This window comes from Adlercreutzia mucosicola DSM 19490, from assembly GCF_000422625.1.
GTDB classification, from domain to species: domain Bacteria; phylum Actinomycetota; class Coriobacteriia; order Coriobacteriales; family Eggerthellaceae; genus Adlercreutzia; species Adlercreutzia mucosicola.
Map to the genome: position 1 here is coordinate 1 of NZ_AUGK01000003.1, position 24563 is coordinate 24563.

The window sequence follows — 24563 nt, forward strand, 5'->3', positions numbered from 1 at the left end:
TCTCCACTCCGACCAAGGCTGGCAGTACCAGCAGCTTGCCTATCAGAGGCGTCTTGAGGAGATGGGCATCACGCAGAGCATGTCGAGAAAGGCGACCTGCCTGGACAACGCCTGCATGGAAGGGTTCTTCGGGCACTTGAAAGACGAGTTCTACCGCGGCCGGGAGTTCGATTCCTTCGACTCCTTCAAAGACCAGCTAAACGACTACATCGTCTATTGGAACACGCGACGCTACCAAGCCCGATTGAAAGGAATGGCCCCGGTGCAGTACCGGAGCCATTCGATGAGGGCCGCTTGAGAGCTTTATTTAACCGTCCCACTTTTGGGGTCTAGTTCACAACCGACGCCCTCCCTGGTAGTTCCCGCGCTCAGCCTATTCGTTGGCCAGGGCGCTGCGGGCGGCGATGCGGCCGAAGGCGGCACACTCGCCGACGTTGCCGGTGCCCTGGTACAGATGCCCCCATACGCTGCCGAACTCGCCGGCAGAGTACAGGTGCGGAATCGGCTCGCCGAACGGATCCAGGATCTGGCCCTGGGCATTACGGGTTGGGCCACCGTCGGTGTTCAGCATGGCCGGCACGCAGCGCATGGCGTAGAACGGGCCGGTCTTCACGGGGGTCAGCGTGTCGGCGGGGCGGTAGAACGCCATGTCGGCGCCACGCTCGCAGAACTCGTTCCACTGGGCCACCGTGGCGGTCAGCTCGGCTGCGGGCACCTCGATCTTCCCTGCCAGCTCTTCGATGGTCGCGGCCTCATAGGCCCAGCCGTCGGCCACGGGATCGTCAGTGATGTCGGTGAAGACCTCGCCTGTGGCCATGGCGTCGGCGTCGAAGATGAACCAGGTCACCTCGGGCAGCGGCAGGTGGTTCCAGGTGCCACCGAAATTCGTGATGCCGTGGCGATAGCCCATGTTCAGGTGAATATCGCTGCCGGGCTCGGCGTAGGGGCTGGTGGGGCAGCTGCACGCGTCGTAGTCCATGTAGAAGCGCCGGCCGCTCACGCCCACGGTGATGCCCAGGTTCTTCTTCGTGAAGTTCCACACGGTGGAGAGGAACTCGGTGTTGTCCAGGTTGCGCAGGGCCGTCCAATACTGCGCGCCGCCGTACATGTGCCAGAAGCCGGCACCTGCGGCCGCGCAGGCGCGATGGCCGTCGCCGGTGTTGGCCTTGCCGGCGTAGGGCACGCAGCCGGTCACGCCGGTGAAGTTGTACAGCATATCCGGATCGCTTTCGAAGCCGCCGGTGCACATGATGACGCCCTTGTTGGCCTTGTAGGTCTTGCCGCCGGCCACAACACCCAGGATGGTCTTCGTCTCGGGGTCTTGCACGAGGGACTCCATGGGGGTGGAGAACTCGATGGTGAGGTTTTCGGTGTTCTCGGCGGTCTGCTCGAAGAAGGTGTGCACGTGGGTGGGGCCGTCGGTGTCCTTGGTCTTGAACTTGATGCGCCCGTAGGTCCACCAGTTTTCCAGCTCGGGCCATTCGGCGCCTTTGGCCGGATCGGGCTCGGTGGCCGGTGCGCCGATGTCGAGCCACTCTTCCTTGGCGCCCAGCTCGTACAGCCAATCGAGGTTTTCCGTCAGGGCCTCGCAGAAGGCCTTCTGCACGTCGTCGGGGGTGTGGTCGCCCAGCATGGCCTTCAGGTACACGCCGAAGGCCTCGGCGTCGTCGCAGTACAGCATCGATCCGGCGCAGAACGGGCTGTTGCCGTTGGGCGTGACGTCCTTCTCCACGATGAGCACCTTCGCGCCGTTGCCCTCGCGGGCTGCGCAGATGCCCGCGGCCAGGCCGGCGATGCCCGCGCCGCACACCACGACATCGTACTCTTCGTCCCAGGTAGCGGGTGCGCTGGCCGGGGTGCCCCCGCCGGCGGCGTGGGCGCTGTCGGTTTTCGGGGCACAGCCGGCGAGGCCGAGGGCCGCGGCTCCCGCAGCGGCCGCGCCGGCGAGCCCTAAGAAGTTGCGGCGGGTGAGTTCTTGTTCGCTCATGGGGTGCTCCTCCCAAAGATGGCTTGGGGCATCGGCCTTGCCAGCCAGTCGGTGCCTCTTCGGATGGCATTATTCTTACTCGGTTACTCAGTATTGGGCGAGCCGATTGCCGAATAGGTGCGCCGCGGTAGGGCAATTGTCATAGAAACGACAGTGTTGACGGAGCGTTACCGCAAAGTCACGAGCTTCTACAGTTTCTCGGCGAGTTTTGTGCCGCAGAGATACCCAGATGTGATGGTATTCGCCATGCCGATGCCAAATCCCACGTAGGTGTCATTGTACAAATTGCCGCCTGCATCGTTGCCTACAGCGTATAGGCCAGGCACGGGGATGCGCTCATAGTCGAGCACTTCGTAGTCGGTATTCGTGAGCAGACCGCCCCAAGAGCAGAGGTTGTTCTCTTCGGTAATAATGGCGTAGTAGGGCCCTTCTCCGAGTGCATTGAGATACTTGGTACTTTTGCCAAATTGGGTATCAGAGCCCGTAGCGCAGAAGCCCTCGTATTCTTCGAATTGATGGGAGAATATGCTTTCATCCATACCGGCTGCTTGAGCAAGTTCTTCGAGAGTAGACCCCTTGAACCCAGCGTTGACTTCCACCATTTTGTCAAAGACAGCGGTAATGTTTTCCCACGGCGTGTCAAGCTCGAAGTCGGGCTTGTACTCTGGCGGCATGCCTATGCGGTAGTCTACGCCCAGACCGGCAAGGCCCTCTGCCTGCAGTACATCCATGAGGGTTTGAGAGATAACGACGTAATGGTAGGATCCCTGGTAGGTGCTTGAGTTTGCTGATGGTACCGCATCGAGCACGAGCGCCTCGTTTCGGAATCGCGCGCCCGTGGAACCTACGTTGAGCACGTTTGCCACATAGGTGAGGATCATGGGGTATTTGGCGGGGAAGTCATCGAATTCATCGACGAGTTTGTCCGTTGCGCGGGCGAGTGTTTGGTGCAGCATTTGGCCACCGAAATTCGTCGGTTTCTGGGCACCTGCGGCCCATGCCATCTCGAGACCTTCTCCAATGTTTTGGGGAAGGCCCGCGAATACGCCGGCGAAATTGAAGGCAGCCCTCACCATATCGGCATTGGCGCCATAGCCGCCCGTGGCAATGACCACGGCTTTCGCATCGATCTGGATGCCCGCGCCGTTCTCGTCAACCGCCACAACGCCAGTGACTTCGCCTCCGTCGCTTACGACGAGATGTTTGGCAGATGTGTTGGTAAGAACCTCGCCCGTGGGTGCAACGTACTTCTCGATCATTGCCTTGAATAGCGGCCCGCGTTCGCTATAGTCGGGCAGGGCCGTCATGGAGGCCCCCATCCCGAGGTAGGTGAATTTCCAGCCGTTGTCGCTCATCCAATCGATGGCCTCGCCCGCAGAATTTACGAGTTGTCGAATGGCGGCCGCGTCAACGCGCCAGTGGGAGTCGGCAACCCATTGCTCGATAATTGGGTTGGTGTCGGTTTCGTCACCGGCTGCGATTGCGTAGGAGCTGTTGTAGGCCGAGGGGGCCCAGGATTTCAAGCTTGCTCCGCCGATGGTGTTCGTTTTCTCAAGAAGGATTACTCTCAGGCCAAGTTCTGCTGCGCGCACGGCGGTGTTGGTGCCCGAGCATCCAGCGCCGACTACTACGACATCGCAGGTTTTCGTCTCGGTGATATCGATTTCTTCAGAGGTGTTTCCCGGCAGCGTAGCGGCTATATCTACGTTGAGGCGTTGTGCCCATTCGGGCATGGGATTCGCCTGGGTTCCCGACGAGGATCCCGTGCGGCTCTGGTCTGCATCTCCCTGTTGCGAGCATCCGGCGAGGCCGAGTGCCGCGAGTGCGCCAGTTGAAGCTGCGCCAGCGAGAAATGCGCGTCGTGAGAACTCTCGTTTCATTTTTGGTTCCTCCTTCTACTCGTTATGCATCAGCGCCCTTGTTTGTTTCATCGGAAAGGGGGGCTCGCGTGCCTCTCGATCATGGTGTTTTTTAGGTTGGAGCAATAGACCCTTCTGGTGGGGTTTTGTCGTTTCCCCAGGTGGCGAACGGTGGAACGCAGTCGCTTTTGGGCTCTGTTTCGCTATACTATCTCAGGATCGAGAGGCATATGATGGGAAGAGGGTAGGGTCACGATGCATTCGAAGCGAGGAAGAGCTCGTCTTGATGCGTCCTTCGCAATGGTCGTTGCAGGCTTTTCCTTACTCTGCTGTGTGTCGCTTGCGTGCTTCTTTCCCCACTCGATGATGTTTGATGGCGCATCGGCTCCGCTGTACCGCTCCTTCAACAGCGGTTTTGGTCTCGCGTCATTTGTAGGTGCGCTAGCCTACGGCGTGGCAGTGTTCCGCTTCCCGAAGCTGTTTTTTGCGGGGACGCTGGCGGGGTACGCGATGTTGGGTGCCGGGTGCGCATTGCTGATGACAGCCATAGGTGATGCGTGGGTTGCGGTGACCGCGGGAGCACTGTGCGGAGGGGGTCTCGCGTGTGCATACGTTTACTGGTTGGGCTTGCTGACGTTTATGCATAGGCGGCGGGCCATGACGGCGCAAGGAGGGCAGGCGCTGGTTGGAGGACTGGCCTTTTCTTTGCTGTCATTGCTTCCGCTTGAAGTCGCGCGTATAGCAATCGTGGCGGGTGCGGCGGTGTCGTGCGTTTGCGCCTGTGTGGCATGGTGGCGTATGCGAGCATCTGGGGAAGCGTCGATTGCGGGTCTGCAAGAAAAGGGCGGCGTGTTCTCTGCCCGTACGGGGGCTGACGGGGAACAGGTGGGATACCAGGGACGGGAGGAGCTGGTCCGAATCTTTCAGTCGATCGCGCTGCCGGCCTTGTGCTCCGTCGTCGTTTCCTTTTTATATGGTGCGCTGACACCGGTCGCAGCTTCGATGATGGGATTTCCCCGCACTGTGCCAGTTGTGATTTGGGGCGGTCCGGTAGGGGCGGCGGCCTATTTGATATGGACACGCATAGGGGCGGGTCAGCGAGGGAGCTTGATGCTGCAGGTGGTGTTTGGCGTGCTGGCGGTATTGCTGCTTTTGGCACCCTTTGAGGTGACCCTTGCTGGCTTCAGTGCAGGAAACCAGGTGTGCGCACTTCTTTTCTACTCGCTCATTATTGGTGAGCTGGCGCGGCATCGCAGGGTTGCGCTCGTGTTTTTATCGATAGGGTATGCGCTGGTTCATCTCGCGTTTTTAGGGGGACTGTTCGTGCCATGGAGGTTCGGGGTCTTTTCGTATGAGACATTTTCGCAGTCGGCACCCTTTATCATGTTCGTAGCTTATGCCATTGGCGGTGTCCTGCTGTTTGTCGCACATCGCGATAAGTTGCGAAAGATGCGTTGTCTCGAAGGCGAGTTGAATCGTCAGCGGAAAGAAAAAGAAGGGCTGGCGCGTGTGGTGGCAAAGGCAACGAATGACGAGCTGGACCTTGTCTGCGAATCGCTGGCCTGTGCAGCGGGGCTTACCAAACGAGAGACCGAGGTGCTCACGATGTTGGCGCGAGGCCGTGATGTCGCATTTGTGTGCAACGAGCTATGTTTGGCTCGCAATACGGTGAAGGGCTACACCAAGCGCATCTACGCAAAACTGGACATACATTCCAAGCAGGAACTTATTGATCTTGTAGAGCAGGAACGGGCGAAGGGTCTAGAGTCCTGCGCTGATTCAGACGGCCTATGCTTGCGTTGAGGCGCAAGGATGGTTTCCCCCAGTCGTCTTCCGGGATTTCTGAGATTGCTCCAGCGTCTACGAATAAGATGTCCGATCCAGCTCCGGTGTCCACCATTGCCACGGGAAAGATGAAAAAGGTGTCTACGAAGCTTGACGATGCCCACTCAAGCTCTGCTCATGGTTTGCAAAATACATAATCGCAGTTCACACAAGGGCAACGGTGATATCTATGCTCAAGCGGAAAGCCGAGAACAATGTTCTGAATACCGCGAATTGCGGCATTGACGAAGCTGTGGTTCTCTGCGAAGCCAACCTCCATGTTGAGGGAAAGGTGCGTTATTGCCCTGCCTATATGGCCTCCCTGATAGGTGATTGATCGGCCGATCCTGGTTCAGAAGCATCTGCCCCGGGCTCTCGAACTCGTCGGTAGGCTGGGAACGGCTACGGGTTAGTAAGGTAATTGTTGCGAGAATGCCAGTGTTGACGGCCGTCTACCGCCGGCGTGCTCTATGATGCGTGATAGGCATTGCGACGGTGTCGACGGAAAGTGCGGAGGAGGGCAGTCCCATGGGCAGCAAGAAGCGTTCGGCGTGGCAGAAGCAGAAGGCTGAGTTTGCCGCTTCTCTCGGAGGCTTGGACGATCTGTTCGCTCGGGAAACCGCCGCCCGCGACGAGGCCCGCGAAGCCGCGCATCGCAAGAAGTCCTGCGAGCGCAAGAACCGCTACGCCAGTCGCTACGAGGCCGAGGCCACCGCCGCCGAGTGCGCCGAGCACGGTGCCCCGCCCCTGCACGTGTACCGCTGCCCCTACTGCGAAGGCTGGCACCTCACCTCGAAAGAGAAGTAAGATCGGGGACGGGTGAGCGCTTCGCTGAAAGTGTGTGCGCCGGTTTACCCATGAAAGCCCCTGATGATGGCCCTGTAAGACGAGGGTCGAAGATAAACGCCTTTCTTTCTCGACCTCTGTGACTGATCTTTTTCAACGGAGTGCGCAATCGGGCTAAAGCGCGTCCTTCTTTCCGCGATGGCTGCGGGCGACGGCGATGGCGACCGCGATGGCGGCGGTCACGGCGACGGCTCCCACCACGGCGAGGGCTGTGCGATCTCCTGTTTGGGCGAGCTTCTCGCCCTCGCGCAGGCCGGTCTCGTAGACGTTCTTCACGTAGTCGGCATCAGTTTTGCTCACGGGGTTCTCGATCATCTCATCGGTGATCTCCACCTTGTCCTGGACGTCGCCCGAGACGATGAAGTCGCTGATCACCTCGTCTTTGTTGGGAACGGCAGTTTCGATTTCGTCTTTGTCGAAGGTGGTATCGCTCGGCATGCTCGGCGGGGTGGGGGTGTCGCCGTCGGGGGTGCTGCTCCCATCATCGGGCGGGGTTGCGTCGTCATCGGGTTTCGTCGTGTTGTCCGGCACGCCCGCACCGTCGGGGATGTTCGGGGAATCGGGAACGTAGAGCACGTTGATGACGTTGTCGTCGGGGTTCACGCCCACGCGGATCTCGGCCGGATAGGTGTCTACCACGTAGGTGCCGTCGATCTTGTACTCATAGGCGTCTCCCTTCACGAGCTTGTCGAAGCGCTGGTCGGTGAAGGTCTCGGAGCCCATCTTGATGAACTTCACGTCATCGGGCTTGAGAGCATCTTTCCAGTTGTCGGCCGATAGATCGGCATTTTCCATGAGGTAGTAGTTCACCGTGTACTCGTTGTTCCACAGCTTGAAGTAGAACAGCTTGATCACATTGTCGTCGGGGTTCTCGCCAAGGGTGAGGTTCTGCGGCCAGCCGTCCCAGAAGAAGTAGCCGGGAATGTCGACTACGTAGTCCCAGGCGTTCAAGGTTTGTCCGACGTGCACGTCTTTGAGCTCGTAGGTTCCCAGAAGCACGCGGCCCTCCTCATCGGGTTCTACGTCGCCGTCGTCGTAGCTGACGTTCTCGTAGTACATGATGGTGGCCGTGGTGGCCGCGGCGTCGGCGCTGGCTTCAGCGTCGCTGCCGACTAGTTCGGCGCTGGCGGTCTTGTCGGCTAGTTCAGCGCTCGGGCCGGCGTCGGGGGCGGCGCTGCTGTCGGCTAGTTCGGCGCTCGGGGCGCCCTTCTTTTGCGCCGGCGACGTTTCGGCGGGGGCATCGGCTTCGTTCGGGGTAGCTGGCGCTTCTTCGCCGTCAGCGTTTTCCGCAGCCTGTTCCGTCGGAGAGGTGGATGCGAGGCCGCGGCCGGTGTCGTCTGCCGGCTGGCTTGCGCAGCCGCCCAGCGAGATGGCCAGGCATCCCACAAACAAGCACGAGAGAAGGACGGGGATGGGTTTTCTCGTTGAAGTAGCCATGGCGCGCTCTCATTCTCGATGCTGCGAAGACTCTTCCTCACTGAAAAGGTCATCGCAAGTATAGGAAGGCAGGCTCGTGCGCCCTGCGCCCCCATCCAGCCTGTCACCAACCCTTCCGCAACCTGTTGTTCCGCGGACACTTCATAAGAGAGCTTGCGCACTTTGAGGCCCGGTGCCCAGCGCGTGGCTTCTCTGCTTCATCGAAAGGCGCTATCATTGGTGCCGCTTAGAGAAGGAGGCAGGGCTATGGGTCTGGGAATGCAGCGGTGTCGGCGGGAGGGTACGCCCATCGTGTACCACGTGGACAAGACCGAGGGCGCGCCGTGGGTGCTGCTGCTCCACGGGGCCTTCGTCGATCACCGGATGTTCCGAACCCAGGTGGAGGCCTTTCGCGGGCGCTATAGCGTCATCGCCGTGGATATTCTCGGCCATGGCGGCTCGACCGAGACGCACCGTGGCGACAGCCTCGAATCCATGGCCTCGTGGCTGAGCGCCATCTTGGAGGCTGAGGGCGCCAGTACAGCCCATGTGGTGGGTGTGTCGCTCGGCGGGGTGCTGGCCCAGGACTTCGCCTGTGCCTATCCGGAGCACGTGGCTTCTCTGGCCTGTTTCGGCGCCTACGACATAACGCGGCCCGATCCCGAGCTGATTAGGGCCAACGGCGCTGCTCAGATGGCCATGGTGGGCAAGGCCCTCGTGTCGGTGCGGTGGTTCGCCGGGGCCAACAAGGCCATTTCGGCCTACACTGACCAGGCGCAACAGGAGTTCTACGAGCTCAATCTGGGTTTCCCCAAGCGATCGCTGCGGCATCTGGCGGCCCTGGGAAAGCTAGTGGGCAAGCACGAGCCCCGCCCGCGTCCCTATCCGCTGCTCATCGGTTGTGGCGAGCATGATCTGCCCATGGAGCTGGAGGCCGTGCAGGCCTGGGCCGCCGCCGAGCCTGGCAGCTCGGTGGTCGTCGTGGAAGGCGCCGGCCACTGCGCCAACATGGACGCCCCCGACCGCTTCAACGACATACTGAGCCAGTTCTGGACAAACGGGGAATAGCCGATCGAGTACCAGCTGTGGGCCTTCAGCGCCCTTGCTCGTAGCCTCAGGCGGACTTGCGCAGATGGGGAAACTTCCAGGCCGTCCACCGCCTGCAGCCCGATGGCCGTGGCCCAGTAATGCCGACGCATCGCTTCGCTAGAGGCCTGTGCGCTGGTCTCGTAGGGGAAGGCATCAAGGCTATCGGCGGACATGGGCTCACCCCTTTGGGGCTAACTCTGGCAAAACAAAAACGCCCTCCGAGGAGGGCGTTTGCTTTAAAGTGGTGCGGGCGAGAGGACTTGAACCTCCATGGGGTTGCCCCCATACGGACCTGAACCGTACGCGTCTGCCAATTCCGCCACGCCCGCAGGTGCTGTTTCGGTATCACCAAAAGAGCGTAGTAGATAATACCCGACTTAGGGCACCCGTGCAAGAATTTTTTTCGGGAAATGTCCGAATGCACTTATTCCCCGCGCAGAATGGTGTCGGCAGTCTCGGCAAGGGCGGCATCGGTCTCGTCCTGTTGGCGGCGACAGGCCTTCTTCTCGTGGGCGATCTCGTCGCCGATGGTCTCGTGCTCGCTATGGTCGGCGCGGTATTCGCGGTCGCGCGCGACGCGGGCCTCGTCGCCGATGTGGTCCGCGATGTGCTTCTCCTTCTGCGCCTCGTGCTGCTGGTAGGTCTCGGTGCCCATGGTCGGCCTCCTTCTGATCGGTGATTTTCCCACCATAGGTCACCGACAGCCGACCATGGGGCGACGGGGTCATTCGTAGGCGATTTGCCACGAGACGGTTTTATAATGGGCAGCGACGCGCAGGCAAACGAGGAAAGGACGCGAACATGGCAGAGGCGACGCCGGTAGTGGGTATCATTATGGGATCGGAATCGGATATGCCGGCCATGGAGCCGTGCATGGCCCAGCTGGACGCCATGGGCGTGCCCTACGAGGTGAAGGTGGCGAGCGCCCACCGCAAGCCGGCCGTGGTGCACGAGTGGGCCGAAACCGCCGTCGAGCGCGGCATCAAGGTGATCATCGCCGCCGCCGGCAAGGCCGCGCATCTGGGCGGCGTGGTGGCTGCCTTCACGCCGCTGCCGGTCATCGCCGTACCCATGAAGACGAGTGATTTGGGCGGCCTGGATTCCCTGCTGTCCATGGTGCAGATGCCCTCGGGCGTGCCCGTGGCCTGCGTGGCCATCAACGGCGCGAAGAACGCCGCCATCTTGGCCGTGCAGATGATGGGCACGAACGATCCGGCCATGCTGCAGAAGGTGGCCGACCTGAAGGCGGAGATGGCCTCGTAGCCGAAAGAGGTCCTTCTGCGCAACAAACTACGGTAAGTAGACAGCGGGGAAGGGTTTGAGGGCTGAAAAGGGCGTCAAAACGCGCAATTTGGGCCTCTTTCGAGGTTTCGGCTGGAAGAAAAGTCTACCTACCGAAGTTTGTTGCATAAAAACGGGTGAGAGGGAAACCGACCGCGCAAATGGGGATGGAAACGAGCTTATGAAGCAACTTTTGATGGGAAATGAGGCGTTCGCCCACGCGGCCCTAGAGGCTGGGGTGAACGTGGTGGCGGGCTATCCCGGCACGCCGTCGTCCGAACTGGTGGAGACCGTGGCGAAGCTGCATGGAGCCGGCGCGGCCCGGGATGTGCATGTGGAATGGTCTACCAACGAGAAGGCGGCCCTGGAAATGCTCGCGGGAGCGTCTTACTGCGGAGCCCGGGTGCTGTTCACCTGCAAGCAGGTGGGGCTGAATGTGGCCTCGGACGCCCTCATGTCCCTGAACTACGTGGGAGTGGGCGGCGGCTGCGTGCTGTTCGTGGCCGACGATCCGGGTCCCATTTCCTCCCAGACCGAGCAGGACACGCGCCGCTTCGGGGCCTTCGCGAAGGTGCCGGTGCTCGATCCGGCCACGCCCGAGCAGGGTTTCGCCATGATGCAGGCCGCCTTCGACTTGTCGGAGCGCTACCATACGCCGGTCATCGTGCGTCCCACCACGCGCATCTGCCATGCCTCCACGTTCTTCGACGTGGCCGAGGAAACCCACGGCCGCTCGTTGCCTGAAGGGGGCTTCCAGAAAGATCCGAAGTGGGTCATCTTCCCGAAGCGAGCCTATGAGGGCCACGGCGAGATCAACCGCCGTTTGGGCCAGATCGCCTGGGAATACGCCCATGATCCTGTGTTGTCGCAGTTTAACGAGATGTTCGAGGGCGGCGGGGAGGCAGCTGCCGCCGAGGGTCCTGCGCAGCAGGCCGCGTTGGCGGAGGCGTGCGTGGCTCCCGACGCGTCCGACGCATCCACGGTGCCCGAGGCCCCTGCGGTGGGCATCGTGGCCGGTGGCGTATCGGTGGCGTATGCGCGCGAGGCTTTGGGGCTGCTGGAGGCCCAGGCCGCCGCTGCGGGCATGACGGTGCCTCGCTACCGCTTCTTGGCCGTGGGCACGCCCTACCCCTTCCCTGTGGAAACGGCGGCGGCGTTTGCCGAGGGGCTCGCCGATGTGATCGTGTTCGAAGAGCTCGATTCGGTGCTGGAAGAGGACATGCTGAAGCTGGCCGGCTCCCGCCAGCTGCCGCTGCGCGTGCACGGCAGGTTGACGGCTGAGGCCAACGATCGCGGCGAGAACACCACCGAGAACATTGCGGCGCGCCTAGGGCGGTTCTTCGATCGGACGCGGGCTGCCCTTCCAATTCCGCCGCACGAGGACCGAGGCGCCTCCACGTGCTCAAACCAGTCCTCGCTTTCGGAAAAAACGGGATCAGAAGTGTATCCCATTTTTTCCGAGTCTGCGGAATCTGCGTGCGAGGAGGCGCCTCCGTCCTCGCGCTGCTCGTCCGAGGCCGAAGGGACTGGCTCCCTTGCTGCCCTCGCGGCCCGAACCATCGGAGCCAATGCGCTCGGCTACGATGGCCCGCTGCCCGTGCGGCCGCCGGTGCTGTGCGCGGGGTGCCCCCATCGCGGCAGTTTCTACGCCGTGAAACAGGCGCTTAAGGGGCGCGAGGCGGTGCTGTGCGGCGACATCGGCTGCTACACGCTGGGGAACGCTCAGCCGCTGGATGCGGTGGACACCTGCTTGTGCATGGGCGCGGGTATCACTATGGCTCAGGGCTTCGCGGTGGCCGAGCCGCACAAGAAGTCGGTGGCCTTCGTGGGCGACTCCACGTTCTTTGCCAGTGCGCTGACCGGCATTGCGAACGCCGTGTACAACGGCCACGACGTTACCTTCGCCATTCTGGACAACGCCACTACGGCCATGACGGGCTCGCAGCCGCATCCGGGCACGGGCGTTACGCTGATGGGCGAGAAGCGCCGCCCCATCGTGATCGAGGAGGTGCTGCGCGGGCTGGGTGTGCAGCACATCGGGTTCGCGAACCCGCACAGCCTGGAGATGTCCGTGGCCGCGGCCCGGGCGGCCATCGATTTCGAGGGTCCCGCGGTGGTTATTTTCCGTGCGCCGTGCATTCAATTGAAGAAGCCCGCGGAGCCGGTACGCATTAACGCCGAGGCGTGCACGGGCTGCAAGAAGTGCATCACGTCCATCGGCTGCCCGGGCATCGGCTTCGACGAAGCGCGTCGCGACCCGGCCTCGCGCGAACGCGGCCAGGCTTTCGTGGACGGCAGCCTGTGCGACGGCTGCGCCCTGTGCGTGCAGGTGTGTCCCTTCGGTGCTATCGAAGGCGCGGTGGGCTTCGGTGGCGCGGTCGCGGTGGAGCCGGCCAGATACGCTCCGAATCCCGAGCCGTTCCAAACAGGGGAAATTCCCGTGGTACTTGCTGACGAGGCGAACGACTTTCAAGAAACGGAATGGCGCTGCAAGCCCGACGAGGCGCTCGGTGAAGCGCTGGGTGCGACGAGGGGTTCGTGGGAAGAAGGGGGTGCCCGATGATCAATGTGTTGCTGGCGGGCGTGGGCGGCCAGGGCACGGTGTTGGCGGCGAAGGTGCTGGCCAGCGCGGCCCAGGCGCGCGGGTGGCAGGTGCGTACGGCCGAGACCATCGGCATGGCCCAGCGCGGCGGCAATGTGACGAGTCACGTGCGCATGGGTTCGGAAGGCGAGGAAGTGTTCTCGTCGCTGATCACGCCCGGTACCGCCGACATGGTGATCGCCCTGGAGCCCGGCGAGGCCGCCCGGGCGCTGCCCTATTTGGCTCCCGGCGCCGTGCTGGTGTGCTCCACCACGGCCATCCAGCCCGTAACGGCCGCCCTTGCCAGCCAGCCCTACCGAGCCGACGACGTGGTGGCGGCCCTGGCGAACTCGCTTCAAGCCGAGGCCCCGCGCGAGCAGGCGGCTGCTGCCGCCGATGTGGCCGAAGAGACGGCTGCGAGCCTCGACGTCGCCGATGGGGCGATCGCCATAAAGGACACCCAAGCTCCCGGCATGGACGGTTATCCCGTGCCTCTCTTCATCCCCGTGGACGACGAGGCGCTCGTGGCGCACCTCGGTGCCGGCTCCCGCAAGTCGCTCAACATGATGCTGCTCGCCGTGGCCGTGGCCCAGGGGCGCATTCCCCTCACTGTGGCCGAGCTGAAATCGGCCGTGCAGGCCTGCGTGAAACCCCAGTTCGTGGCCATGAATCTAGAGGCCATCGACCGCGCCGCCGAGGCCTACGGATAGGCGCCCTGCTTCTATTAGCTTGAAAAAATCTCCGATTCTGGAGGAAAATTCGTGAAAAAATCTCCCAAATCGGAGATTTTTCACGCAGCAGTTCCTGGACTTGATTCGTCTCACGATTAACTTTTTAACTTATTAAGTTAAAATGTAAGTTAACACAGTGGAAGGGGCAAATGATGTCGAAAAGTCACATTGAAGCGCGCATTGCGGAACTCCCCCAGGGCGGTATAACGTATAAGACTATCTCGGGAAAACGTTATGCCTATTACCAGTGGACCGAGGGGGGCAAGCAGCACGCGCGCAGGGTAAAAGATGATGAGATCGAGGCCCTTCAAGCCCTCATCAACGAACGGAAAAGCTTAAAACAAGAGCTGTCGTCATATTCCAGCAGCCCGCGATCGGAACTTGTGCGCAGGGAGATCGAGCTTACGTCAACGATGTTGGTAAGGATTGGCGACGAGCTGAAATCCTTCGCAGCTCCTGTAGCGTCGTGGCGCCGCCGAGGATGCTTTGTTGCGCTTTCCGAGTATTTGCACGGGACGAGCGACGGGCGCGTGATGGCGCTCTACGGGCTGCGACGCACGGGCAAGACAACGCTGATAAGGCAGTCTTTATCTGCCATGAGCGAGGAAGACCTGAGCCGGTCGGCCTTCGTGCAGGTTCGCGACAAAGACACGCTGGGCACTTTGAACAGTCTGCTGCGAGAACTTGAGGCCAAGGGAATACGCTTTGTCTTCATCGATGAGGTTACTCTGGCGGATGACTTCATTGTGGGGGCCGCCCTGCTGTCGGATATCTATGCCGCCTCTGGGATGAAAATCGTTTTATCTGGCACCGATTCGCTGGGTTTTCTCTTTGCCGAAGACGAGGAGCTCTACGACCGATGCTATCTGGTGCATACGACGTTCATTCCCTATGCCGAGTTCAGCGAGGTGCTGGGTATAGAAGGAATTGACGCGTATATCGAGTACGGCGGAACTATGAGCGTGGGAGGCGCGAACTACAACCGAGAATTCTCTCTGTTCTCCAAGGCGCGTGGCGCTGATGAGTATGTCGATAGCGCCATTGCCCGCAATATTCAGCATTCCCTGAGCAATTACCAGTACGGCGGTCATTTCAGGGGCCTGATAGATCTTTATGAAAAAGACGAGCTCACGAATGTTATCAACCGTGTCGTGGAAGATATCAATCATCGCTTCACGCTTGACGTGCTCGCACGTGATTTCAAATCCCACGATTTGGGCATTGCTCGCACAAACCTGCGCAAAGATCGTTTTCATCCCCAAGACACACTCGACCTCATCGATGCAGTAGCGGTGACAAAACGGTTGAAGGATCTTCTGCAAATCAAGGATGCTGGTGAGCGCGTTGTTGCTTTGGCGGAGTCTCATGCGGCGGAGATTGAAGAGTACCTTGAGCTTTTGGATGTTATTGAAAGGGTGAGTGTCGTGAACGCGGTGGATTTCGCCGCTGAGTCGCGAACGATTATTTCCCAGCCTGGGCTTCGTTACGCTCAGGCGAAGGCGTTGGTCAATTCGTTGGTGGAAGATCCGGCCCTCGCAGACTTGACCGCACCAGAGCGCAAGTACATTACCGAACGCGTTTTGGAGGAAGTGCGCGGCCGCATGATGGAGGATATTGTTCTGCTGGAAACAAAGTTGGCGCGTCCTCAGTGCAACGTGTTTGCCCTGCGTTTTGCCATCGGCGAGTTCGATATGGTGATTGCCGATCCGGATAGCCTTACGTGCGAAATCTTCGAAGTGAAGCACAGTGACAAGCGAGATCCTGCGCAAAGGCGCCATCTGCTTGATTTGGAAAAATGCGCTCGCGTTGGGCATCGCTGGGGCACGATTGAGCGCAAAGCGGTTATTTATCGAGGCGAGCCGGGCCTTGAAGAGGGTGTCGAGTACCTCAACGTCGAAGAATATCTTAAAGGTTTTAAGACCGCCTTTTCTTGCTGAGGCATGCAACTCGCGGCGAGGGTGAACCTGAGCATAATTGTGCCCGCCGGGGCCTACGGGTAGGCGCCTACTCGAATGACTCCAGTAGCGTGAGCATGTCGGCGGGGGTGATCGCCGCCACAGGCGCGTGGGTGCGGAGCCTCTTATCGTTCGTGATGAGGTAATCGGCGCCCGATCGCTCTACGGCTGCCAAAACGAGATCGTCTTCAAAATCGCGATGGATTTGATGGAAATATCGAGCGACCGTTACGTCGGAGGTGTCGGCAGGAACAATTGTTGCTTGTTCGACTATGGTCATGACGGACTGCCAACTTACCTCTTCAATGGCGAGTGCGGCCGCTTCGGTTAGCGCTTCGCCGGTGGCCCGGCGCTCTCGTTTGAGCTCCGCTCCCACTTGATAGTAGATGTCCTTAAGAGATGTGATAGCGAGACAAACAGATATTTCCTTCTCTACGCACGCGCAGAGGAGTTGCCGGGATTTGGCGCTTCCCGTTCGTGTGCCGATACAGCTATCGATCCAGGTATTGGTGTCAAGAAGAATGGTGGATGGCAAGCGCATCACTGCAGACCCCTTTCCGCAAGACGCTCCCACAGAGCCTCCTCGCGCAGCTGCTCGTAATAGGCCATTCTCTCGTCGTCATCCTCTGGCAGGGTGCAGGTCAAATTATGCTCTCTGCGAAAATCATCAATAAGATCCCAGCCCTTGCGAAGGGACTCGAGACGCTGCTCCCGCTCGTTCGAGGTGCTGTTATCTGGGGGCTCCTCATCGAGCATCTCAATGAGCTGGCTGCACGTTTGAGGGTCGTTGGCGTGGCGTGCGGCGTAGTCCCACAGCAGGCGCACTGCTTGGCTAGGGGTGAGGCCGATGCGAGCGAATGCGATATCGCCGGCTTTTTTCAGATCTTCGTCGATGCGCACATTCATCTGCACGGTTTTCGCCGGGGAGAGCGCGCCGGCATTCGAGGCATTCTTTTTCGCCGTCGATCGCTTGGGCGCGACGTTGCCTCGGGCCTTCTCCGTGCCCTTCGCCTTCTTCGGTTTTTCCAATGCTGCCGTTACCATGGCGATCATCCTGTCAGCTTGTGTAAAGATACAGAAAAGTATAGCATGTAGCAAACAGAGATGAAAAGACTGGCAAGGCGGTCTTTCGGGGTCAGGGAAACGAGCGCAGGGCAAGAGCCTACTGGGAAAATTTGGCTGATGTGAAGAGATTTTCGCTTAGGGTTCCAGGCGGCAGCCGAAACGGCTGATGGTTTGCGGGCGCGGGGGATCCCCCCACGCCTCGTGTATCCTGGGCGAAATTAATAATTTGGAAAGAAAGAATGCGGGTGGGGGTAATGGCTATCTGTTGGGGGATTTCCTAATCTTTTTACATGGCGTTACGAAGGGGGACTTCAAGCGCCGAGAGCACACCTGATGAGAGTGCCGAACAAGGACGGGGCACGTTCCCCGTCGTGCTTAAGATGAGGAAGAGGAGGATCGATGGCAACGTATCTCGAGAAGTTCAAGCGCGCATCGGCTCTGAACCGCCGCTCCTTTGTGAGGGCGGGTGCGGCAGCAACGGTGGCATTGGCGGCGGGAGGGTCGCTCGTGGCATGCTCATCGTCTCAAGAAGACGACCTGGCCGCTACGGGCGACAACAGCGCGTCAGCGGAAACCGAGGGCGTGTGGGTTACGGCGGCCTGCTGGCATAACTGCGGCGGCCGCTGTTTGAACAAGGCATTGGTGAAAGATGGTGTGGTTGTTCGGCAGAAAACCGATGATACCCATGAGGACAGCGCGGAATTTCCCCAGCAGCGCGGCTGCGTGCGCGGGCGTTCCCAGCGCCGCCAGGTGTACGCCGAGGACCGCCTCAAGTACCCCATGAAGCGCAAGGGGTGGCAGCCCGGCGGTGGCGAGGCCTCAAATGGTGCCATGCGCGGCAAAGATACCTGGGAGCGCATCAGCTGGGACGAGGCGCTCGATCTGGTAACCGGTGAAATGAAGCGCATCAAGGAAACTTACGGCAATCGCGCGTTCTTCCTCGATTCCTGGACGATGAACGGCGAGTACGCCCGCGTGTTCGGCCTGTTCGGCGGCTTCATCAACGGCTGGGGCACCTGCTCATTCGGCAACTACAGCCTTACGCCGCAGAATGTCGGCTACTCCATTGCCGGCGGCTTCGAAACGTCCAATGATCGTTTCGATTTCGAGAACGTGGAAACGGTGTTCATGCTAGGCGTAAACCCCGCGTGGAGTTCAGCGGGCATGGGTACCAACATCCTGCGCACGGCGAAGGACGCCGGCGCCACGTTCATCGGCGTCGACCCCGTGTACAACGAGAGCTATTCAGTGCTCGATGCGGAATGGGTGCCCATCCTTCCCGGTTCCGACACGGCCTTCCTGCTGGGCGTGGTGCATTCCATGCTGGAGCAGGATGACAACGGCTCGCTTATTGATTGGGACTTCCTCGACAAAGCGGTGCTGGGCTTCGACGCTGATCATATGCCCGGGGGCGTCGATCCGAAAGAGAATTTCAAGGACTACGTGCTGGGCACCTACGACGGCCAGCCGAAGGACGCCGCATGGGCGGAAACCCACTGCAAGGTTCCGGCCGACCGCATCCGCCAGCTTGCGGTGGAATTGGGCCGCGACCACAAGGTGGCCATGCTCACGTCCTGGGGCGTGGCCCGCACGAACAATTCCGACAATCTCCCCCAGCTGTACATGATTCTTGGCGCCATGGGCGGCCATATGGGTAAATCGGGCCACATGACCTCGGTGGCATGCCACGTGAACTTCGGCAACCATGGCCCTTCGTTGGTGAAGGCCGGCGGCAACGGCTTGGAGGCCATTCCCAACCCCGAGAACGACTATGTGAACGATGTGCAGGCGTGGGACATGGTGCTCGGTAAGCCCTACAACTACACGGGCCAGAGCAACGACGGTATCGAGTGGCTACCGTGCGAAATGCGTCAAGCCGACATCCACATGATCTTCCACGGCGGCGGCAATCGCCTGCAGAGCCGCCAGGGCATCATTCAGGGCATCGAGGCCCATCGCAAAGTGGATTGCGTGGTGGCGGCCACGACGTTCTTCACTAATAACGCGAAGTACGCTGACATCGTGTTGCCGGTGAACACCGAATGGGAGCGCGAAGGCGGCTTTCTGTCGGGCAACCGTGAAATGATCATCATGTACCGGCAGGTCATCGATTCGATGTACGAGAGCAAGGACGATCAATGGATTGTGACTGAGTTGGGCAAGAGGCTCGGTTTGGATGCCAATGTGCTGTACCCCTTCGGCCGCAAGCAGCAGCTGTTCAACATGGCCGCTGGTGCTACGGTTGCCAAGGAGAGCGGCGTGAGTGCCTCGGGCATGGCGAACCCCTTTACCGATGATGGATCGCTAAATGCCGATAGCGATTACGAGATGTTGGTGACCATCACTCAGGAAGACATCGATCGCTGGGGAGTGGAAGGCACGCCGCAGGAGGGTCGCATACCCCTGGCGCAGCTTGAAGAAGACGGCATCTACCAGATTCCACGTTCAAAGGGCGACAACTACGGTTTTATCGCCTTCGAGGACTTCGTGAAAGACCCGGCGGCCAACCCGCGCGATACGTCTGAGAGCGGCAAGCTGGAGGCCTATAGTCAGGCGCTGGCCGACAAAGTGAACGGCATGGGATACGTAGACAACGTAAAGCCGATCCCTACGTTTATGGAGCCGGTCGATGGATACGAGGCCACTTTCGCCGACTTTGCGGCGGGCGTGAAGGGTGAGTTCCCCTATCAGGTGGTCACCATGCACTACATGGGCCGGTCCCACACTACGTTCGGCAACACGGGCGTGCTGCAGGAGGCCTTTGTCTCGCCGGTGATGATTAGCACGCAGGACGCCGCTGCCGAGGGCATTAAAACGGGTGACACCGTGATGCTGACGAGCCGCTATGGTAAAACGCTGCGTACGGCGGAAGTGACGGGCCGCATTATTCCCGGCTGCGTGGGGCTTATGCACGGCTCGTGGTCCGATTACGACGAGGAAACCGGCATCGACCGCGGCGGTTCCGACAACATCCTGTTCGGTAACGCGACGGCTGGTCAGGGCACGACGGGCTTCAATACCATGATCGTGAGTATTGAGAAGGTAGACGAGGAATTGGTGCCCGATTGCGACAAGCCGCGTCGCACGGTGGAAGTGTAGGAGGGAAGGATTACCATGGCTGACGAGAAGATCAACGAGAATCCGCAGGGCTTCTACTTCAACCAGCAGGCCTGCGTGGGGTGCCGCACCTGCCAGGTGGCCTGCAAAGATAAGAACGACCTTGACGTGGGCTACCTGTTCCGGCGTGTGACCAGCTACGAGGCGGGCGAGTTCCCGAAGCCGATCACCTACCATTATTCCGGCGCGTGCAACCACTGCCATGTCCCGGCTTGCGTGGATGTGTGCCCGGCGGGTGCCACCTACATCAACGCCGAAGATGGCACCGTGCAGCACGATGACGACAAGTGCATCGGTTGCGAGTATTGCGTGAAGGCGTGCCCCTATGGTCATCCGGTGCTCATTAAGGAACTGAACGTGGTGCACCGCTGCGATGGCTGCATCAATCTGCGCGCTGTCGGCGAGCAGCCAGCTTGCGTGACCGCTTGCCCTCTGCGCGCGCTGGAATTCGGACCGATCTCCGAGCTGAGAGCTGCCCATCCTGGGGGCGTAAGCCAAATTACCGTGCTTCCCGATGCCGCCCAAACCGATCCATCGGTAGTTATCAATGCTAAACCGGCAGCCCTTGAAGCAGAGCCTATGATTATGACGCTGTAAGAGAGATGTCGAAAGGAGAAGGTCGTTGAGAATGTAGGCGACACTCTCGAAGGCCGGACCGCGCGAGCTCTCCTCCGCCGCGTGGCCCGGCCTCTTGCATTAGACTGAACGTCGCGAAGAGAGAAGGGGGTGAGCCTGTGAAATTGAGGACAAAATTCCTCTGCCTTATCGCCGTGCTACTTGCGGTGTCGCTGGGGGCCAACATCGCGTGGACCACTGCTAACCAGCACGGCCAAATGGAGGACGAACTGCGGGTGCAGGGACGGGCGCTGGCACAGCAGATGGACGCCGTATGGGAGTTCATGGTATTCAACCAGGATAGGCTTTCTCAGATCGCCTATACCGAAGACGGCGTCTACCAGGGGCTTCATTGCGCCATCGCCGGCCGCATCATCGGGCAGTCCTTTACGCGCCAGTCGGACTACACCACCCGCTTCGTGAACCTCAACCCTCGCAACGACGCCGGCATGCCCGACGAGTACGAGACCGCGGCCCTGAATGCCTTTCGCGCCGACGGGGGCTTGCGGGACGTGTACGGCTTCGCCGAGGTGGATGGCAAAGAGGTCTTTCGCTACTTAGCTCCCATGACCATCGAGGAGGCCTGCTTGCAGTGTCATGGCGAGCCGGTCGGCGAGCTGGACATCACGGGATACCCCAAAGAGGGCTGGGAGATGGGGGATATCGGCGGCGCCATCAGCATTATCATGCCGCTGGACGTCTATCAACAGAACGAACGAGACTCCATCATCCAGGACGTGCTATTCTTCGCCGTGATGTTGGCCGTGTGCCTCGTTGTGGTTTATGGGGCTCTGAGCTATTTGGTCACGCGTCCTCTCGGCAAGATAAAGGCAGCCGTGGCCGAGGTGTCTGAGGGTAATCTGGGCGTGCAGCTTTCCTATAGTGAGTCATCCCAGGAAATGAGCGACCTTACGTGCGAGTTCAACGGCATGGCCCGCGAGTTGGCCGACGTCTATGCGAACCTGGAAGATGAGGTGGCCGATCGCACAACCCAGCTACAGGAAGCTAATGCCGTGCTCGAGCGACAGCGGTGTCAACTCGAAGAGGTGAATGCCCAGCTGCTGGATGAGAATCAATACAAGTCGGATTTCCTTTCCATGGTCAGCCACGAGTTGCGCACTCCGCTTACTTCCATTGTGGCTTTTGCCGACTTGCTGAACAAGCACATAGTTCCCTCTAATGAGAAGGAGGCCCGGGCTCTTCGCGGCATTGAGGCTAACTCTCAGGCACTCATGCTTATGATCAACGATATCTTGGAGATGAGCCGTTTGGATGCGGGTCGCGTGAAGCTGAACACAGAGGTGGTGGATGTGGGGGATGTCATCGCGCTTGTTCGTGCAACGGCAGAGCCGCTGGCCCTGAAGGAAAATTTGGAGTTCTCCTGCCACGTGGCCCCCGATGTGCCGCTTATTCGCGCCGATTTCGACAAGCTCGTTCATGTACTGCAAAACTTGTGCGGCAACGCGGTGAAGTTTACTCCCGACGGTGGGCGCGTATCCGTAGGGGCGTCTTACGACCAGGACGCCGATGCCGTGCAGTTCACGGTAGCCGACACGGGCATTGGCATTGCGCCGGTCGACCACGAGCGCATATTCGAGAAATTCGCGCAGGTGGATTCCTCGTCCACGCGACGCTACAACGGCACGGGGTTGGGCCTCGCCATCGTGCACGAGTACGTGGACATGCACGGCGGCAGCGTATCGGTCGAAAGCGCACTGGGGCAGGGTGCCGCGTTTGTCGTGCGCATTCCCGTGACGTCCCCGGAAAAAGACGAGATGGACTTCGACGGCGATCGAGCCGATTCAACGAGGGAAGAGGGAGCACATGGTGTTGGAAAAGCCGATTAAAGTCATGCTCATCGATGATGATCCGAGCATTCACGAGAGCCTGCGCGATGTAGTGGAGGAGGTGGGCTACGAGTTCTGCGGCGCCCTGAGCGGCCGCGAGGGGCTGCGCCTTCTGGATGAGGAGCGCCCCGACCTGCTCCTGCTCGATGTCATGATGCCTGGCATGAACGGCTTCGACGTGTGCCGGCAGATGCGCGAGGCGGGCCGGCGCATACCGGTTATCTTCCTTACTGCGAAAAACGACATCGTCGATAAAAGCACCGGCTTCGGCGTGGGCGCCGACGATTACGTGACCAAGCCCTTCATTGCCGACGAGTTGCTGCTGCGCATCGATGCTCATGTGCGTCGCCATCGCGACGACCTGCAGCACGTGCGCCGCACCGAAGAGGCATCGGAGACTCCTACGCGCCGCTCGCCTTGTCGTATCGGCGAGCTGGAGGTGTTTTTCGATCGCTATGAGGTGCACTTGCGCGGCGAGGCGGTGACGCTCACTGCCAAGGAGTTCGAAATCCTCTCTCTGTTAGCAGAAAGCCCCGGTGAGGTGTTTACGCGTCGGCGTATCTATGAGCACTTATGGGGCGAGACGGCTGAAGTAGACGAGAACTCCATTACCGTGTTCATGCGCAAAATTCGCGAGAAAATCGAGGACAATCCTAGCGAGCCCCGCTATCTGCTCACGGTTTGGCGCGTCGGCTACAAACTTGCGGCAGAGTAGCGTGTTCGCGCTGTCGATCCCCCAGGAGTCCTCAGCCCCTCGACGAGTTCTCCTTTTTCAAGTGGAAAACACTTTTGATGGCAGAGGCGGTCTCGCGTTTCCCATGAGCTATTCGATTCGTTGGACATAACTGCGCGTGGTACTACAACCCTCGCTTAATCCTAATCGTAAAGGCTATCTTTCTGCTTCGCCATCCTCTTATCTCACCTGCGAGATTGTCGTGAATCGCGAGGTCCTTTTGTTGCCAGTTTGTTAGAATAGTTCAGAATCACGCAAACTGTGCCCAAAGGAGAGACGCGCACCCATGGAGATGACAGAGGAGCAGCTTTCGCTTATCACGTGCGAGCTGGCAACAATTAAGGAACGCTCGCCGTTCTACGCGAAGAAATTCGACGGCATCGACATGGCCGCCGTGCGCACCCAGGCCGACTTCGAGCGCCTGCCCTTCTCCGAGAAGGATGACCTGCGAGGTGTGTACCCGCTCGGCCTGCAGGCCGTGCCCGACGAGGAGGTGGTGCGCATCCACTCCTCCTCTGGCACCACGGGCACGCCGGTCATCATCCCCTACACCCAGCAGGACGTCATCGACTGGGCTACCCAGTTTGCCCGCTGCTACGAGATGGCCGGCATCACGCCCCTCGACCGCATCCAGATCACCCCGGGCTACGGCCTGTGGACCGCCGGCATCGGTTTTCAGCTGGGTGCCGAGCGTTTGGGCGCCATGGCCATTCCCATGGGTCCGGGCAACACCGACAAGCAGCTCCAGATGATGCAGGACCTGAAATCCACGGTCATAACCGCCACCAGCTCCTACGCTCTGCTTTTGGCCGAGGAAATCTCCAAGCGCGGCCTGCGCGACAAGATTCACCTGAAGAAGGGCGTCATCGGGTCGGAGCGCTGGGGCGAGAAGATGCGCAACCGCATCCAGAACGAGCTGGGCATCGAGATCTACGACATCTACGGCCTCACCGAGGTGTACGGCCCCGGCATCGGCATCTCCTGCGATGCCCATGCCGGCATGCACATCTGGGACGACTTCGTCTACATCGAGATCGTGGATCCGGAAACCGGTGAGAACCTGCCCGACGGCGAGGTGGGCGAGCTGGTGCTCACTACGCTGCGCAAGCAGGGCGCCCCGCTTATCCGCTACCGCACCCACGACCTCACGCGCATCATCCCCGGTACCTGCCCCTGCGGCTGCCGCCACCCGCGCATCGATACGCTCACGGGCCGCACCGACGACATGTTTAAGGTGAAGGGCTGCAACATGTTCCCGGCCCAGGTGGAGGAGGTCATCAAGGCCACCGACGGCACCAGTTCCGAATACCAGGTGATGATCGAGGCTGTGAACGGCCACGACGTGCTCACCGTGCTGTTCGAGACGCCTCTTGAGGGCGAGGCGCTCGCCCGCTGTGAGGAGGAGCTCGCGCTCATCTTCAAGGCGAAGTTGGGCTGCACCCCCGAGGCCAAGGGCGTGCCCATGGGCGAGCTGCCGCGTTCCGAGAAGAAGACGAAGCGCATCTTCGACAGCCGCTACTAGGGCTGTCGGGGGTCGCAGGATGAAGGGAGGGCTTCAGCCCTCCCACACGAGAAGGAACGACAGGCACGGGGCGCCTGAGAAGGAAAGGCCAGCGG

General features: G+C 60.4%; 19 protein-coding genes and 1 tRNA gene. 13 read left to right on the top strand and 7 right to left on the bottom strand.

The features are described from left to right. Window positions 1-298: IS3 family transposase (locus G503_RS0100005; RefSeq protein WP_028025967.1), on the top strand; the 298-nt coding region annotated here is incomplete at its 5' end. Between the two features lie 75 nt (window positions 299-373). Here the strand turns inward: G503_RS0100005 and G503_RS0100010 are convergent. Then, the gene (locus G503_RS0100010) at window positions 374-1987 is read right to left on the bottom strand and encodes an FAD-dependent oxidoreductase (protein WP_028025968.1); all 1614 of its coding nucleotides are present in this window, start codon (window positions 1985-1987) and stop codon (window positions 374-376) included. 188 nt (window positions 1988-2175) lie between these two features. Then, a complete protein-coding gene (locus tag G503_RS0100015) occupies window positions 2176-3867 on the bottom strand; it encodes an FAD-dependent oxidoreductase (protein WP_028025969.1) in 1692 nt (563 codons plus the stop codon). Window positions 3868-4146: 279 nt separating this feature from the next. Here G503_RS0100015 and G503_RS0100020 point away from each other — a divergent pair, with 279 nt between their 5' ends. Next, window positions 4147-5649, top strand: a complete 1503-nt coding sequence (locus G503_RS0100020; protein ID WP_028025970.1) for a LuxR family transcriptional regulator — start codon at window positions 4147-4149, stop codon at window positions 5647-5649. A 549-nt stretch (window positions 5650-6198) separates the two neighbouring features. Continuing rightward, complete coding sequence (locus G503_RS0100025; RefSeq protein ID WP_028025971.1) at window positions 6199-6477, top strand: hypothetical protein; 279 nt, start codon at window positions 6199-6201, stop codon at window positions 6475-6477. A gap of 153 nt (window positions 6478-6630) precedes the next feature. Here the strand turns inward: G503_RS0100025 and G503_RS12775 are convergent, their stop codons facing one another. Continuing rightward, complete coding sequence (locus G503_RS12775; protein ID WP_156891827.1) at window positions 6631-7953, bottom strand: hypothetical protein; 1323 nt, start codon at window positions 7951-7953, stop codon at window positions 6631-6633. Between the two features lie 246 nt (window positions 7954-8199). On the opposite strand from G503_RS12775, the gene G503_RS0100035 reads away from it, so the two are divergent. Next, window positions 8200-9000: an alpha/beta fold hydrolase gene (locus tag G503_RS0100035; RefSeq protein ID WP_235715450.1), complete on the top strand. Its 801-nt coding sequence runs from the start codon at window positions 8200-8202 to the stop codon at window positions 8998-9000. Window positions 9001-9263: 263 nt separating this feature from the next. On the opposite strand, the gene G503_RS0100040 is transcribed toward G503_RS0100035, so the two are convergent. Beyond that, a tRNA-Leu gene (locus G503_RS0100040) sits at window positions 9264-9350 on the bottom strand. A gap of 95 nt (window positions 9351-9445) precedes the next feature. Then, window positions 9446-9676, bottom strand: coding sequence for a hypothetical protein (locus G503_RS0100045; RefSeq protein WP_028025974.1), 231 nt, complete (start codon window positions 9674-9676; stop codon window positions 9446-9448). A 146-nt stretch (window positions 9677-9822) separates the two neighbouring features. Here G503_RS0100045 and purE point away from each other — a divergent pair, with 146 nt between their 5' ends. From purE to G503_RS0100065, 4 genes are all read left to right on the top strand, one after another. Beyond that, a complete protein-coding gene (gene purE, locus G503_RS0100050; protein WP_028025975.1) occupies window positions 9823-10284 on the top strand; it encodes a 5-(carboxyamino)imidazole ribonucleotide mutase in 462 nt (153 codons plus the stop codon). A 199-nt stretch (window positions 10285-10483) separates the two neighbouring features. Beyond that, on the top strand, window positions 10484-12865 hold the full coding sequence (locus G503_RS12785) for a thiamine pyrophosphate-dependent enzyme (RefSeq protein WP_084636160.1): 2382 nt from the start codon (window positions 10484-10486) through the stop codon (window positions 12863-12865). Beyond that, the gene (locus G503_RS0100060; RefSeq protein WP_028025976.1) at window positions 12862-13593 is read left to right on the top strand and encodes a 2-oxoacid:acceptor oxidoreductase family protein; all 732 of its coding nucleotides are present in this window, start codon (window positions 12862-12864) and stop codon (window positions 13591-13593) included. The genes G503_RS12785 and G503_RS0100060 overlap by 4 nt, the downstream gene beginning before the upstream one ends. 170 nt (window positions 13594-13763) lie before the next feature. Further along, window positions 13764-15551 (top strand): AAA family ATPase, encoded by a 1788-nt coding sequence (locus tag G503_RS0100065; protein WP_035021193.1) that lies wholly within the window; start codon window positions 13764-13766, stop codon window positions 15549-15551. Between the two features lie 67 nt (window positions 15552-15618). Here G503_RS0100065 and G503_RS0100070 read toward each other — a convergent pair whose 3' ends face one another. Continuing rightward, complete coding sequence (locus G503_RS0100070) at window positions 15619-16110, bottom strand: type II toxin-antitoxin system VapC family toxin (protein ID WP_028025978.1); 492 nt, start codon at window positions 16108-16110, stop codon at window positions 15619-15621. Then, complete coding sequence (locus G503_RS0100075; RefSeq protein WP_051190764.1) at window positions 16110-16622, bottom strand: type II toxin-antitoxin system RelB/DinJ family antitoxin; 513 nt, start codon at window positions 16620-16622, stop codon at window positions 16110-16112. The genes G503_RS0100070 and G503_RS0100075 overlap by 1 nt, the downstream gene beginning before the upstream one ends. 411 nt (window positions 16623-17033) lie before the next feature. Between G503_RS0100075 and G503_RS0100080 the strand changes: the two genes are divergently transcribed. From G503_RS0100080 to G503_RS0100100, 5 genes are all read left to right on the top strand, one after another. Continuing rightward, window positions 17034-19733, top strand: coding sequence for a molybdopterin-dependent oxidoreductase (locus G503_RS0100080; RefSeq protein WP_028025980.1), 2700 nt, complete (start codon window positions 17034-17036; stop codon window positions 19731-19733). 15 nt (window positions 19734-19748) lie between these two features. Beyond that, entirely contained in the window at window positions 19749-20348 is a 600-nt protein-coding gene (locus G503_RS0100085; protein WP_028025981.1) for a 4Fe-4S dicluster domain-containing protein, read from the top strand. Window positions 20349-20485: 137 nt separating this feature from the next. Next, on the top strand, window positions 20486-22213 hold the full coding sequence (locus tag G503_RS12790; protein ID WP_084636161.1) for an ATP-binding protein: 1728 nt from the start codon (window positions 20486-20488) through the stop codon (window positions 22211-22213). After that, entirely contained in the window at window positions 22191-22928 is a 738-nt protein-coding gene (locus G503_RS0100095) for a response regulator transcription factor (protein ID WP_035021196.1), read from the top strand. The genes G503_RS12790 and G503_RS0100095 overlap by 23 nt, the downstream gene beginning before the upstream one ends. Window positions 22929-23232: 304 nt before the next feature. Further along, window positions 23233-24468, top strand: a complete 1236-nt coding sequence (locus tag G503_RS0100100; RefSeq protein WP_028025983.1) for a phenylacetate--CoA ligase family protein — start codon at window positions 23233-23235, stop codon at window positions 24466-24468. Window positions 24469-24563 lie beyond the last annotated feature (95 nt).

What these genes read in the sequence shown, in the direction of transcription:
- G503_RS0100010 (WP_028025968.1), bottom strand. Translation starts at nt 1,987, where the DNA reads ATGAGCGAACAAGAACTCACCCGCCGCAACTTCTTAGGGCTCGCCGGC.
- G503_RS0100015 (WP_028025969.1), bottom strand. Translation starts at nt 3,867, where the DNA reads ATGAAACGAGAGTTCTCACGACGCGCATTTCTCGCTGGCGCAGCTTCA.
- G503_RS0100020 (WP_028025970.1), top strand. Translation starts at nt 4,147, where the DNA reads ATGGTCGTTGCAGGCTTTTCCTTACTCTGCTGTGTGTCGCTTGCGTGC.
- G503_RS0100025 (WP_028025971.1), top strand. Translation starts at nt 6,199, where the DNA reads ATGGGCAGCAAGAAGCGTTCGGCGTGGCAGAAGCAGAAGGCTGAGTTT.
- G503_RS12775 (WP_156891827.1), bottom strand. Translation starts at nt 7,953, where the DNA reads ATGGCTACTTCAACGAGAAAACCCATCCCCGTCCTTCTCTCGTGCTTG.
- G503_RS0100035 (WP_235715450.1), top strand. Translation starts at nt 8,200, where the DNA reads ATGGGTCTGGGAATGCAGCGGTGTCGGCGGGAGGGTACGCCCATCGTG.
- G503_RS0100045 (WP_028025974.1), bottom strand. Translation starts at nt 9,676, where the DNA reads ATGGGCACCGAGACCTACCAGCAGCACGAGGCGCAGAAGGAGAAGCAC.
- purE (WP_028025975.1), top strand. Translation starts at nt 9,823, where the DNA reads ATGGCAGAGGCGACGCCGGTAGTGGGTATCATTATGGGATCGGAATCG.
- G503_RS12785 (WP_084636160.1), top strand. Translation starts at nt 10,484, where the DNA reads ATGAAGCAACTTTTGATGGGAAATGAGGCGTTCGCCCACGCGGCCCTA.
- G503_RS0100060 (WP_028025976.1), top strand. Translation starts at nt 12,862, where the DNA reads ATGATCAATGTGTTGCTGGCGGGCGTGGGCGGCCAGGGCACGGTGTTG.
- G503_RS0100065 (WP_035021193.1), top strand. Translation starts at nt 13,764, where the DNA reads ATGATGTCGAAAAGTCACATTGAAGCGCGCATTGCGGAACTCCCCCAG.
- G503_RS0100070 (WP_028025978.1), bottom strand. Translation starts at nt 16,110, where the DNA reads ATGCGCTTGCCATCCACCATTCTTCTTGACACCAATACCTGGATCGAT.
- G503_RS0100075 (WP_051190764.1), bottom strand. Translation starts at nt 16,622, where the DNA reads ATGATCGCCATGGTAACGGCAGCATTGGAAAAACCGAAGAAGGCGAAG.
- G503_RS0100080 (WP_028025980.1), top strand. Translation starts at nt 17,034, where the DNA reads ATGGCAACGTATCTCGAGAAGTTCAAGCGCGCATCGGCTCTGAACCGC.
- G503_RS0100085 (WP_028025981.1), top strand. Translation starts at nt 19,749, where the DNA reads ATGGCTGACGAGAAGATCAACGAGAATCCGCAGGGCTTCTACTTCAAC.
- G503_RS0100095 (WP_035021196.1), top strand. Translation starts at nt 22,191, where the DNA reads ATGGTGTTGGAAAAGCCGATTAAAGTCATGCTCATCGATGATGATCCG.
- G503_RS0100100 (WP_028025983.1), top strand. Translation starts at nt 23,233, where the DNA reads ATGGAGATGACAGAGGAGCAGCTTTCGCTTATCACGTGCGAGCTGGCA.